12 protein-coding genes are annotated in these 12,289 nt (G+C 73.9%); 8 read left to right on the top strand and 4 right to left on the bottom strand.

Annotated elements, in window-relative coordinates; translation table 11 throughout:
- The 7 genes from IE94_RS0110570 (at position 1) to IE94_RS0110540 (ending at position 7,256) form a co-directional block, all read left to right on the top strand.
- Positions 1–1,215 (top strand): sensor histidine kinase, encoded by a 1,215-nt coding sequence (locus IE94_RS0110570; protein ID WP_030181547.1) that lies wholly within the window; start codon positions 1–3, stop codon positions 1,213–1,215.
- Positions 1,216–1,301: 86 nt separating this feature from the next.
- A complete protein-coding gene (locus tag IE94_RS0110565; RefSeq protein ID WP_030181544.1) occupies positions 1,302–1,934 on the top strand; it encodes a response regulator transcription factor in 633 nt (210 codons plus the stop codon).
- Between the two features lie 422 nt (positions 1,935–2,356).
- On the top strand, positions 2,357–4,111 hold the full coding sequence (locus IE94_RS0110560; RefSeq protein ID WP_030181541.1) for an MFS transporter: 1,755 nt from the start codon (positions 2,357–2,359) through the stop codon (positions 4,109–4,111).
- Positions 4,112–4,227: 116 nt separating this feature from the next.
- Positions 4,228–4,929 (top strand): class I SAM-dependent methyltransferase, encoded by a 702-nt coding sequence (locus tag IE94_RS0110555; protein WP_030181538.1) that lies wholly within the window; start codon positions 4,228–4,230, stop codon positions 4,927–4,929.
- A gap of 1 nt (position 4,930) precedes the next feature.
- Positions 4,931–5,842, top strand: coding sequence for an N-acetylmuramoyl-L-alanine amidase (locus IE94_RS0110550; RefSeq protein ID WP_030181531.1), 912 nt, complete (start codon positions 4,931–4,933; stop codon positions 5,840–5,842).
- A 158-nt stretch (positions 5,843–6,000) separates the two neighbouring features.
- The gene (locus IE94_RS0110545; RefSeq protein ID WP_030181529.1) at positions 6,001–6,861 is read left to right on the top strand and encodes a DUF5336 domain-containing protein; all 861 of its coding nucleotides are present in this window, start codon (positions 6,001–6,003) and stop codon (positions 6,859–6,861) included.
- A 107-nt stretch (positions 6,862–6,968) separates the two neighbouring features.
- Positions 6,969–7,256 carry a hypothetical protein gene (locus IE94_RS0110540; protein WP_030181525.1) on the top strand — a complete coding sequence of 96 codons (288 nt, stop codon included), beginning with the start codon at positions 6,969–6,971 and terminating at the stop codon, positions 7,254–7,256.
- Between the two features lie 25 nt (positions 7,257–7,281).
- On the opposite strand, the gene IE94_RS0110535 is transcribed toward IE94_RS0110540, so the two are convergent.
- The 3 genes from IE94_RS0110535 to IE94_RS0110525 are packed head-to-tail and all read right to left on the bottom strand — an operon-like array spanning position 7,282 to position 10,486.
- Positions 7,282–8,370: a prenyltransferase/squalene oxidase repeat-containing protein gene (locus tag IE94_RS0110535; RefSeq protein WP_030181523.1), complete on the bottom strand. Its 1,089-nt coding sequence runs from the start codon at positions 8,368–8,370 to the stop codon at positions 7,282–7,284.
- Positions 8,367–9,101 carry a class I SAM-dependent methyltransferase gene (locus IE94_RS0110530; protein WP_030181520.1) on the bottom strand — a complete coding sequence of 245 codons (735 nt, stop codon included), beginning with the start codon at positions 9,099–9,101 and terminating at the stop codon, positions 8,367–8,369. The genes IE94_RS0110535 and IE94_RS0110530 overlap by 4 nt, the downstream gene beginning before the upstream one ends.
- Positions 9,095–10,486: a glycosyltransferase family 4 protein gene (locus IE94_RS0110525; RefSeq protein WP_030181517.1), complete on the bottom strand. Its 1,392-nt coding sequence runs from the start codon at positions 10,484–10,486 to the stop codon at positions 9,095–9,097. Before IE94_RS0110525 ends, IE94_RS0110530 begins: the two co-directional genes overlap by 7 nt.
- A gap of 163 nt (positions 10,487–10,649) precedes the next feature.
- On the opposite strand from IE94_RS0110525, the gene IE94_RS0110520 reads away from it, so the two are divergent.
- Entirely contained in the window at positions 10,650–11,321 is a 672-nt protein-coding gene (locus IE94_RS0110520; RefSeq protein WP_425337959.1) for a TetR family transcriptional regulator, read from the top strand.
- A gap of 10 nt (positions 11,322–11,331) precedes the next feature.
- Here IE94_RS0110520 and IE94_RS0110515 read toward each other — a convergent pair whose 3' ends face one another.
- Entirely contained in the window at positions 11,332–12,003 is a 672-nt protein-coding gene (locus IE94_RS0110515; RefSeq protein WP_030181513.1) for a phosphotransferase, read from the bottom strand.
- Between the last annotated feature and the right edge of the window lie 286 nt (positions 12,004–12,289).

Below are 12,289 nucleotides of genomic sequence, written 5' to 3'. Positions count from 1 at the left end.
ATGACCGGGACCCGAGGGCGGCTGCGCAGGATGTCGTGCCGCCTGGACGCGTGGCAGCTGGCGCGGCGGGCCGATCCGGCCGGGACCGCCGAGCCGTCGGAGCGGATGGGGCCGCCGCCCACCGGTTTCACGCTCCTGCCGTGGCTGCTGCTGGGCCTGGGCAGTCTCGCCAACATCTTCCAGGGCGACAGCTCGAACCCGTGGATCGGCGGCGCGGGGCTGATCGTCTTCAACTCGCTCTACATCCACGTCGCCTTCCGCTCCTTCCACAAGGAGTTGCGCGAGTCGCTGAACACGCGGCTGTCCCTGGCCGCCATGGCGATGGTGACCTGTGGTCTGGCCCTGGCGTACGGGGGCAGTTGGCTGCTGTTCTTCCCGCTGCTCGGCCTGGCCGCGGGGGCGGCGCTGCGCGGCCGGTGGCTGGGCCGCTGGGGCTGGTCGCTGGCGGTGGTGGCGGGTGTCGTGGCGGGCGTCAAGGACGGCTGGAACGGTCTGAACATCGCCTACGGGACCTTCCTGTCGACGATGGTGACGGCCGCGATCCTGAGCCTGTCCGACGCCGTACGGCAGTTGCGTGCCGCGCGGGAGGAACTGGCCACGCGGGCGGTGGCGGAGGAGCGGCTGCGGTTCTCGCGGGACCTGCACGACCTGCTGGGGCACACGCTCTCGGTGATCGTGGTCAAGTCGGAGGCCGCCCGCCGACTGGCCCGCCGCGACCTGGACGCGGCGCTGACCCAGATCACGGACATCGAGTCGGTCGGCCGCCAGGCGCTGACCGAGGTCCGCGAGGCGGTCACCGGCTACCGGGAGGGCAGCCTGGGCACCGAACTGGACCGGGCGCGCTCCGCCCTGAGCGCGGCGGACGTGGACCCGGTGGTGCGCCGCTCCGGCCCGCCGCTGCCCCCGCAGGCGGAGGCACTGCTGGGGTGGGTGGTGCGGGAGGCGGTCACCAACGTCGTACGGCACAGCGGGGCGAGCCGGTGCGAGATCGCGGTGGTGGGCAGCGGGGACCGGGTCCGGCTGACGGTCACGGACAACGGTACGGGCGCCGCCCCCTCCACCCGGGGCCCCGGCACCGGTCTGACCGGGCTCAGGGAACGCCTCGCCACGGCGGGCGGTTCGCTGACGGCGGGGGCGGAGCCGCGCGGCGGGTTCTCGGTGACGGCGGAGCTGCCGGTGCGGGCGGAGGGGGAACCGGTGGGCGCACCGGCGTAGTCCTCGCACCACCTGGTCCTCGCCCCCTGCGACGCCCCGGTTTCCGCACCGCCCGCCCTCTACCCTTGCCCCTCTACCCTTGCCCCGTGACCGACCCGACGCCCCGCGCCCACCCCGTCCGCGTCCTGCTCGCCGAGGACCAGGGCATGATGCGGGGCGCGCTCGCGCTGCTGCTCGGGATGGAGGCGGACATCGAGGTGGTCGCGCAGGTGTCGGCCGGTGACGAGATCGTCCCCGCCGCGCTCGCGCACCGCCCCGACATCGCGCTCCTGGACATCGAGCTGCCGGGCCTGAGCGGTCTGGACGCGGCCGCCGAGCTGCGGGAGCGGACGCCGGGCTGCCGGGTGCTGATCCTGACCACCTTCGGCCGCCCCGGGTATCTCCGGCGGGCCATGGAGGCGGGCGCCGCGGGCTTCCTGGTCAAGGACGGCCCGGTGGAGGAGCTGGCCGGCGCGATCCGCCGGGTGCTGGCCGGTGAGACGGTCGTCGACCCCGCGCTGGCCGCCGCCGCGCTCAGCGCGGGTCCCAACCCGCTCACCGCGCGGGAGTGCGACGTCCTGCGGGCCTCGGCGGACGGCGCGACGGTCGCCGACATCGCCGGGGCGCTGCACCTGTCCGAGTCCACGGTCCGCAACTACCTCTCCGCCGCGATCGGCAAGACCGCCACCCGCAACCGCACGGAGGCGCTCCGCGCGGCTCGACGGCAGGGGTGGCTCTGACCGTCCTCGGGGCAGGGCGTCGGCCACGGGCCGGCGGGGCAGGGCGTCGGCCGCCGGTCGGTGGGGCGGGACGTCGGCCACGGGTCGGTGGGGCGGGACGTCGGCCACGGGCCGGTGGGACAGGGCGTCGGCCACCGGTCTGCGGAGCGGGACGTCGGCCACGGGCCCGGCGGGGCAAGGCATCGGCCACGGGCCCGGCGGGGCAAGGCATCGGCCACGGGCCCGGTGGGAGTTTGCTCGCGTCCTTCCCCGCGACGCGCCCCTTTTCGGGGTGTTCCGGGCGGTTGCCGGGCCAAGAGAAGGTCAAGAATTCGTTAGGGACCCGAAGCAACGGAATAGTTGCCCGGGCGCACGAGGTTCAGTCTGCACACATCCCGATCACCCACCGCATCCGCCCACTTCGGCCTGGAGGCACCCTCCCCATGTCCCACACGACGACCGACGAGCCCGCGCGGCGAGCGAGCGGGGCCACCGTCCCGGTGCTCGCGTTCGCGGGCATCGTCGTCGCGGTGATGCAGACCCTGCTGGTACCGGTCATCAAGGACCTGCCCCGACTTCTGGACACCTCACCCAGCAACGCCAGCTGGGTACTGACCTCCACACTCCTGTCCGGAGCCGTGGCCACGCCGATCATGGGCCGGCTCGGCGACCTGTTCGGCAAGCGCCGCATGCTGATCGCCAGCCTGTCGGTGATGGTCGTCGGCGCGCTCCTCAGCGCCCTCACCGACGCCCTGGTCCCGATGATCGTCGGCCGTACGCTCCAGGGCTTCGCGATGGGCGCGATACCCCTCGGCATCGGCCTGATGCGCGACATGCTGCCCCGTGAGCGGCTCGGCTCGGCGATGGCACTGATGAGCTCCTCGATCGGCGTCGGCGGCGGCCTCGCCCTGCCCGCCGCGGCCCTGGTCGCCCAGCACACCGACTGGCACGCCCTGTTCTACGGCGCCGCCGGCCTCGGTGTCCTCTCCATCGCCCTGACCCTGCTGGTCGTGCCGGAGTCCCCGCTGCGTGCCAAGGGCTCCTTCGACCTGCCGGGTGCGCTGGGCCTGTCGGCGGGTCTGATCCTCTTCCTCCTGCCGATCAGCAAGGGCAGCGACTGGGGCTGGTCGTCGCCGACCACGCTCGGCCTGTCCGCCGCCGCCGTCGTGGTCCTGCTCCTGTGGGGCCTGATGGAGCTGCGCGTCGCCGCCCCGCTGGTCGACCTGCGCACCACGGCCCGCCGCGAGGTGCTGCTCACCAACCTCGCCTCGATCATGGTCGGCGTCTCCTTCTTCGTCATCTCCCTCGTCCTGCCGCAGCTCCTCCAGCTGCCCGACGAGACCGGTTACGGCCTCGGGCAGTCGATGGTCGTCGCGGGCCTGTGCGTGGCCCCGCTGGGCCTGACGATGATGTTCACCGCGCCGGTCTACGCCCGCCTGTCCGCCCGCTACGGCCCCCGCACCACCCTCATCATCGGCCTGGTGATCATCGGCGCCGGTTACGCCGGCGGCCTCGGCCTGATGAGCGCCGCCTGGCAGACCGTCGTCACCTCGGTGCTGATCGGCGCGGGCATCGGCCTCGCCTACTCCTCCCTGCCCGCGCTGATCATCAGCGCGGTCCCGGCCTCGGAGACGGGCGCGGCCAACGGCCTCAACACGCTGATGCGGTCCATCGGTACGTCGGTGTCGAGCGCCGTCATCGGCATGGTGCTCGCCAACACCTCGAACGAGGTGGGCGGCGTCGCCGTCCCGACCCTGCACGGCTTCCGCGTCTCCTTCCTGATCGCGGCCGGCGCCGTCGCCGTCGGCCTGGTGCTGGCCTTCTTCCTCCCGCGCGGCACCACGGCGGTCTCGCGGCTGCGGGCGAGCAGCGAGGGGGACGCGAACCTGGCCCGCGCCGAGCAGGCGCTCGCCGGGCCCGCGCAGCCGCCGCACGGCTTCCGCGGCCGGGTGCTGTCCCCCGAGGGCGCCCCCGTCCCCCGTGCCAAGGTCACGCTGATCGACCGGCGCGGACGGCAGGCGGGCGCCACCCTCTCCGCCGCCGACGGCAGCTACGCCCTCGCCGTCCCCTCCGGCGGCCCGTACGTCCTGGCCGCCCGCGCCGCGGGCCACGCCCCGCTCGCCCACGCTGCCACCCACGACGGCGACCGCCCGGTCGACCTGGACCTCTCGCTGCCGGGCGAGACGGTCCCGGCCTGACCGCACCCGGCCTGACCGCACCCGGCCCCGCCGGTCCCGCACCCCCTGGCGCACCGCGCGGCAGGGGGTGCGGCAGCATGGGGCGCCGGCACACCCCACACCACCGAAAGGCCCCCATGACCGCGGCCCCCGGCTCCGCCCCCGCCCCCTCTCCCTCCCCCTCCCCCGACGTCCTGGCCGCCTTCGAGGCCGCGAAGGGGTTCATGCCCGCGCACGAGGGCCGGGCCCTGTACGCCGCCGCCGTGGAGGCGGGCGGGCTCGGGCTGCCGCTGCTGGAGGTCGGCACGTACTGCGGGCGTTCCACCGTCCTGCTCGCCGACGCGGCCCGCCGGGCCGGGGTCACCGCGCTCACCGTCGACCACCACCGGGGCAGCGAGGAGCAGCAGCCGGGCTGGGACTACCACGACCCGGAGACGGTCGACCCGGAGCTGGGCGTGATGGACACCCTGCCCACCTTCCGCCGCACCCTGCACCGGGCCGGTCTGGAGGAGCACGTGGTCGCCCTCGTCGGACGCTCCCCCCAGGTCGCGGCGGTCTGGAACTCACCCCTCGGCCTCGTCTTCATCGACGGCGGCCACACCGACGAGCACGCGAACGCCGACTACGAGGGCTGGGCCCCGCACGTGGCCGACGGCGGGCTGCTGGTCATCCACGACGTCTTCCCCGACCCGGCCGACGAGTTCACCGGCCAGGCCCCGTACCGCGTCTACCTCAGGGCCCTCGCGTCCGGCGCCTTCACCGAGGTCTCCGCGACCGACTCGCTGCGCGTCCTGCGGCGAAGCGGTACGGGGCTCCGGGGGCGCGGTGGGAGTCGCTGACGTGTCGTACACAGGCCGGGACTCCGAACCTGCACAGCCCCGCCGCTCCCCCCTGCGCCGCCCGCTGACTGTGGCGGTCGCCGCGCTCGTGCCCGGGGCGCTGCTCGGGTGGGGGGTGTACGCGACGGTCGGCGGCCCGAACGACGCGGGCGGCGGCGACGCCGAGAAGCCCGCGGGCTCCTCCCCGGCCCCGGTGTCCGGGAAGCCGTCGGCGTCCGCCTCCCCACTGCCCGCCCCCGGGTCCCTCAAGGGCAAGGTCGTCGTCATCGACCCGGGCCACAACCCCGCCAACTTCCAGCACCCTTCCGAGATCAACCGCAAAGTGAACGTCGGTACGCACTGGAAGGAGTGCGACACGACCGGCACGGCCACCAACGCGGGCTGGCCCGAGGCGAAGTTCACCCTCGACGTGGCCCACCGGCTGCGCGACCTGCTGGAGAAGCGGGGCGCGACCGTGAAGCTGACGCAGGACGGCGACCGCCCGTACGGACCCTGCGTGGACGAGCGGGCCCGGATCGGCAACGAGGCGAAGGCGGACGCGGCGATCTCGATCCACGCCGACGGGTCGGGGTCCGGCAACCGCGGCTTCCACGTGATCCTTCCGGGGCGGGTGCACGACGGGGCCGCCGACACCCGGGCGATCGTGGCGCCCTCCGCCGAACTGGGGGAGCGCGTCGTGAACGGCTTCGTGCGGGTCACGGGCACCGCCCCCGCCAACTACCTCGGCGACGGCACCGGTCTGGTCACGCGCACGGACCTGGGCGGTCTCAATCTGTCAACGGTTCCCAAGGTGTTCATCGAGTGCGGCAACATGCGCGACGGCGCGGACGCGGCCCTGCTGACCAGCGGCAGTTGGCGCCAGAAGGCGGCGCAAGGGATGTCTGAGGGAATCGTGAGTTTCCTGCGCGGGTAGCGATCGGCGTCCCGATCCCTGCGGACAGCCCCGAGGTCCGGACGATAGTGTCGTCCGTACGATGAGGGGCCACCCCCGCGCTTCACACCGGAACCTTTCGGCGCCGTCGTGACAGCGACGCCTCTACCGACGACGAGACGACCTACGAAGGACCTGAAGTGAATATCCGCTCGCTCACTCGAGGCGACGGCGTGGTGATCGGAGCAGCGGTGTTGCTGTTGATCGCGTCGTTCCTCGACATCTACTCGATCGAAGGTGCGCCGGACAGCGCCGACATCCCCAGCCTGTGGGGCAGTGGCTCGGTCGTGCTCGGTGTCGTCCTGGCGGGCGTCATCGGTGCCGCGCTCGTCGTCGTGAACCGCGCCCTGGCGCAGCCCAGGAAGGTGGCCGGTCTCGACCTCGGGCAGTTCGGCACCGCGTTCACGGTCTTCGCCGCGTGGTGCGCGCTCGGCAACATCTTCGACCCGGCGGGCGCCTTCGACAACGACGGGGGCCTGGACAACATCGGCGCCGGGATCGGCCTGATCCTCGCCCTCGTCGCCACGCTGGTCATGGCCGCCGCGGCCGTGGCCACTCCGCTGCTCCCCGCCCTCAAGGGCACCCTGATCCCGGCCCCCCGCCCGGCCGCGCCGCAGCCCTACGGCGGCCAGCCCCAGGGTGGTTACGGCTACCCGGGCGCCCAGCAGCAGCCGTACGGCGGTCAGCCGGGCCAGCCCCAGCCGGGTCAGCCCGGTCCGTCCTACGGCGGCCAGCCGCAGCCGGGTCAGCCCCAGCCCGGTCAGCCGCAGCCCCCGCAGCAGGCCCAGGCGCAGCCGGCCGGGGACTTCTCCCCGTTCTGGTTCGCCGTGCCGGTGCCGCGTCCGCTGTTCGCGGAGGACGGCTCGCCGACGCCGATCGCCGAACTGGCGCCGGGCACCTGGTACCTGGCCGTCGAGCAGCGCGGCGCCAACCTGGTCGCGCAGACCCAGGACGGCCGCCGCGGCGTCCTCCAGGACACCTCGGGCATCCAGCGCGGCTGATCGCGCGGACCCCGCCGACACCACAACGGCCCTCCGTCCGGAACGAGTTCCGGGTGGGGGGCCGTCGGCACAGGTTTCCTCCGGGCCTGCGGGGCCATACGGAAGGCATGTCTAGATACCACGGTTCCAGCTCCGCCGGCCGGGCCATCGCGATCGTCGCGGACATCATGGCCTTCATCCTCGGCCTGTGGATCCTGATGTACCTGTTGGACGCCAACCGGGCCAACGACCTGGTGCGCTTCGTCCATGACGCGGCCGACTGGCTGGCCGGCTGGTCGCACGACCTCTTCACGTTCGACGAGGACTGGGCCCAGGTGGTCGCCGGCTACGGGCTGGCCGCGGTCGTCTACCTCTTCGTCGGCCACGCCGTCGCCCATCGCCTCGGCCGTCACTGACCGCCCGGCCCGGGGCCCGGGCCGCTCAGACGCAGCAGTCCGGGTCGAGTCCCCGGGGCAGCCGGTCGCCCGCGAAGACCTGGCAGGTGGCCTCGTGGCCGCCGAGCGCGGCGACGGCGAGCAGCAGCGAACCGGCCGTCCAGGTGGTCAGCTCACGCGGCCAAACGGCGTCGTCCTCGAAGACGTACCCCGTCCAGTACAGGCCGCTGTCCGCGTCCCGCAGGTGCTGGATCGACTGGAGGATCTCCAGGGCGTGGTCGGACTCGCCCACGGCCCACAGGGCGAGGGCGAGTTCGGCCGACTCGCCGCCGGTCACCCACGGGTTGGGGACGACGCAGCGCACGCCGAGACCCGGGACCACGAAGCGGTCCCAGCTCTCCTTGAGGCGGGACCTGGCCTCCGTGCCGGTCAGCGCGCCGCCGAGCACGGGGTAGTACCAGTCCATGGAGTAGCGGCCCTTGTCCAGGAACCGCTCCGGGTGGCGGCGGATGGCGTGCCGCAGCGCGCCCGCCGCCAACTCCCAGTCGGGCTGCGGCTCTTCGCGCTGTTCGGCGATGGCGAGCGCGCAGCGCAGCGCGTGGTGAACGGAGGAACTGCCGGTCAGCAGCGCGTCCGTGGTGGCGGTGCCGTCGTCGTCCTGGCGCCAGCCGATCTGCCCGCCGGGCTGCTGGAGGCGCAGCACGAACTCGACCGCCGCGTGGACGACGGGCCACATCCTTTCCAGGAAGGCGTCGTCGCCGGTGGCGAGGTGGTGGTGCCAGACGCCGACGGCGACGTAGGCGACGAAGTTGGTCTCCCGGCCGCGGTCGGCGACCTCGGCGAAGTCTCCGTCGGCGTAGGCGGCGTACCAGGAGCCGTCCGGGTTCTGGTGCCGGGCCAGCCACGCGTACGCCCGCTCGGCGGCCTCGTGTTCGTCGGCCGTGTCCAGGGCCATGGCCGCCTCGACGTGGTCCCACGGGTCGAGGTGGTGTCCGCGGAACCACGGGATGGCGCCGTCCTCGCGCTGTACGGCGAGGATCCCGCGGACGGTCGCGGCGGCCTCGGCCTCGGTGAGGACGCCGGGCAGGACGAGGTGTTCGGTACGGGGGGTGCGGGGCGAGCGCGAGGTCGTCACGCGGCGTCCACCGGCGGCAGGTGCGGCTTGGTCGCGTAGGCCACGAAGCTCTTGCCGATCAGCGGGTTCAGCGCCTGCTCGGCGACCCGGGTCGCCAGCGGCTTCTTCATGATGTCCCACACCAGCAGTTTGTGGTACGCCCGCACCGGCAGCGCCTTGTCGTTGTCGACGCCGAACGCGCACTTCAGCCACCAGTACGGCGAGTGCAGGGCGTGCGCGTGGTGGGTGCCGTACGGCTTGAGCCCGGCCTCGCGGATGCGGGCGAGGAGCTGGTCGGCCCGGTAGATGCGGATGTGGCCGCCCTCGACCTCGTGGTAGGCGTCGGAGAGGGTCCAGCAGACCTTCTCGGGGCCGTAGCGCGGCACGGTGATCGCGATGCGTCCGCCGGGCTTGAGGACGCGGACCATCTCGGCGAGGACGCCCTTGTCGTCGGGGATGTGCTCCATCACCTCGGAGATGATGACGACGTCGAAGGACTCGTCCGGGAAGGGCAGGGCCAGCGCGTCGCCCTCCATGGCGGTGGCGGTGGCGCCGGCCGGGGCCTCGCCGGCCTCCTCCATCGCGGCGAACCACTTGGCGACCTCGCGGATCTCCTCGGCGTTCCGGTCCAGCGCGACGACCCGCGCCCCGCGCCGGTAGCACTCGAACGCGTGCCGGCCGGCGCCGCAGCCGAGGTCCAGGACGCGGTCGCCGGGGGCGAGCGGGAACCGGGAGAAGTCGACGGTCAGCACGTGGCCCTGCTTTCGGGGTAGACGCCGGTGTCACTGGGGGTCGGGGTCGCGGGCACGGTCCTCGGGGTGGCCGTGGGGAGGGGGCCGATGGCCTCGCGGTAGCGGGCGACGGTGCCCTCGGCGGCGCGCGCCCAGGTGAAGTGCCGCAGCACGCGCTCGCGTCCGGCGGCGCCGAGCCTGACCCGCAGTTCGCGGTCGCCCAGCAGCCGGTTCAGCCCGGCGGCCAGCGCGTCGGCGTCGCCCGGCGGCACCGCGAGGCAGGTCTCGCCGTCGGGTCCGGCGACCTCGGGGACCGCCCCGCCGGTGGTGGCGAGCAGCGCCGTGCCGGTCGCCATGGCCTCGGCGGCGGGCAGCGAGAACCCCTCGTACAGCGAGGGCACGCACGCGACCTCGGCGGAGCGCACGAGGTCGACCAGTTCGGCGTCGGAGATGCCCTTGACGAACTCGACGGCGCCGTCGAGGCCGTAGCGCCCGATCGCCTGGGCGACCGGCCCCTCGGCGGGCCGCTTGCCGACGACGACGAGGTGGGCGCCGGGGTGCTCGGTGCGCGCCTTGGCGAGCGCCTCGACGAGGAAGACCAGGCCCTTGAGCGGCACGTCCGCGCTGGACGTCGTCACGATCCGGCCCGGCATCCGCGGCACCGACGGGTCGGGCGAGAACAGGTCGGTGTCGGCGCCGATGTGGACGACGTGGATGCGGTCGTCCCGTACGCCGAGGTGGTCGACGATCTCCTGGCGGGAGGTGCCGGAGACGGTGAGCACTGAGGGCAGGCGGCGCGCGACGCGCTTCTGCATCCGGGTGAAGGCGTACCAGCGGCGCACCGAGTAGCGGCGCCCCCGGCTCTCGGCGGCGTCCAGCTCCAACTGCCGGTCGACGGTGATGGGGTGGTGGATGGTGGTGACGAGGGGCGCGCCCACGTCGCCCAGCAGCCCGTAGCCGAGGGTCTGGTTGTCGTGGACGACGTCGAAGTCGCCGCGGCGGGACCGCAGATGGCGGCGGGCGCGCAGGGAGAACGTCAGCGGCTCCGGGAAGCCGCCGGTCCACATGGTGGCGACCTCCAGCGCGTCGACCCAGTCGCGGTACTCGCCGCGCTGGGGGGTGCGGAAGGGGTCGGGCTGGCGGTAGAGGTCGAGGCTGGGCAACTCGGTGAGCGTCAGCCGGTCCTCGCGGCCGTCGAGGACGTCCAGGACGGGATAGGGCTGGGCGCCGATGACCTCGACGCGGTGGCCGAGCCGGGCCAGTTCGCGGGAGAGGTGACGGACGTAGACGCCCTGGCCGCCGCAGAACGGGTTCCCCTTGTAGGTGAGGAGTGCGATGCGCAGCGGTGGCAAGCCGTCGGCGGCGGGCTCCGGACGGGGACCCGTCTGACTGGCCTCGGCGGTCACTCTGGGCCCCCTTCTCACTGCGCTGTCCCGCGACACTACGTCGGGAGGTTAATCTAGAACAAGTTTCAGACTTGATCGTCGGAGGCTCCGAATCTACCGGCAGGTAGGGGCGCTGTGACGAGTGGATCAGGTGATTCACGCCACGGGGGAGAAGGTGACCGAGGTGGACCATCCGGCAGCGGAGGCGTCCGGTTCGGCGCACCGTTCCTCCGCCCCGCCCCAGACCGAGCGGCAGCGGGAGCGCCGTCGCCGCATCCTGCACGCGACCGCCCAACTGGCCTGCCGGGGCGGCTTCGAGGCGGTGCAGATGAGGGAGGTCGCGGAGTCCTCGCAGGTCGCCCTCGGCACGCTGTACCGGTACTTCCCGTCCAAGGTGCATCTGCTGGTCGCGACCATGCACGACCAGTTGGAGGGGCTGCACGGCACCCTGCGCAAGAGTCCGCCCACCGGTGAGACGGCCGCGGACCGGGTGGCCCAGACCCTGATGCGGGCCTTCGGCGCGTTGCAGCGCGAGCCCCGGCTGGCCGAGGCGATGGCCCGTGCCCTGACCTTCGCCGACCGCAGTGTCTCCCCGGAGGTCGACCAGGTCTCGCGGCAGACCACGGCGATCATCCTGGACGCGATGGGCGGCCTGGAGAACCCGACCCCCGAACAGCTGTCGGCGGTCCGGGTCGTCGAGCACACCTGGCTCTCCACCCTGATCACCTGGCTCGCCGGCCGCACCTCGCTCGCCCAGGTGCGGGTGGACCTCGAGACGGTGTGCCGGCTGATCGACCTGACGGAGGCCGAAAGGGCGTCGGGGGCCGGACGGGCGGCACAGGCCGCCCACCGCTGAGGGCCGCCGTTCACCCCAGGTGGGAGCGGACCAGCTCCCCGGCCGCGGGCAGCACCGCCACCTCCCGGGGGCTCATGGTCGGGTTGGCCGCCCGTCGGCGCAGCGCCTCGGCGAGGCCGTCCGGCGTGAGGGCGGACGGAGAAGCGAGCAGCGCGGCCAGCATGACCGCGGCGGGCTCGGCCATCGGGCCGCCGACGGCCGCCACCTGGGCGAGGATCACCGCCGAGGTGGCCCAGTCCAGCGCGGGGTCTCCCTCCTCGGCGTTGGACCAGTCGATCACCCGGGGCCCGTCGGCCGTGAGGATCACGTTGTCCGGATGCAGGTCCAGGTGGAGGACGCGCACGCCCGGGTCGGTGGAGCGGTACGCGGGCACCTCGTGCAGCAGCCGCAGCAACCGCGCGAGCGTGCCGCCCGCGTCCCGGGGCGTCAACGCCCCGTCCAGGCAGGCCCGCAGCATCGTCGGCCCGGACAGCCGCTCCATGACCAGGTCCGTACGCGGTGACGGTGTCGTCCCGGGCCGCACCCGTGGCACCGGGTAGCCGTGCGCCCGCACGTGTTCCATCACCGCGCCCTCGGCCACCGCGTCCCCGGCGCCCTCCCGGTCGCGCCGCAGCACCCACCCCGCACCGGCCTCGTACACGTCGGCCGTGCGCCCCGCCCCGATCAGTCTCCCCGTACGCATGCCCGGAACGTATCCCCCGACCGCTCCCGCCCTCCGGCCGCCCCTCGGCCCGGATCCCGGGGGCGGGTAAAGTGGCGGCGTCGTCATCACCCGTACGGGGGGAAGCCGGTGCAATTCCGGCGCTGACCCGCAACCGTGAGCCGCCCGCCGGGCCCCTTGGGGCTCGGCGACGGTGAGCCGGACTGCCCCGCACGGACGTGACCGGCTCACGTGCCCGGCGCCCGCCGGTGCACGGGCACCGTCGAGGCATACGGGGCCGAGCCGCCGGGGGTGCCCCGTGCTGCCG

It is taken from the genome of Streptomyces violaceorubidus, from assembly GCF_000717995.1.
Lineage (GTDB): Bacteria > Actinomycetota > Actinomycetes > Streptomycetales > Streptomycetaceae > Streptomyces > Streptomyces violaceorubidus.
This window is presented reverse-complemented; position numbering and strand designations above follow the sequence as displayed.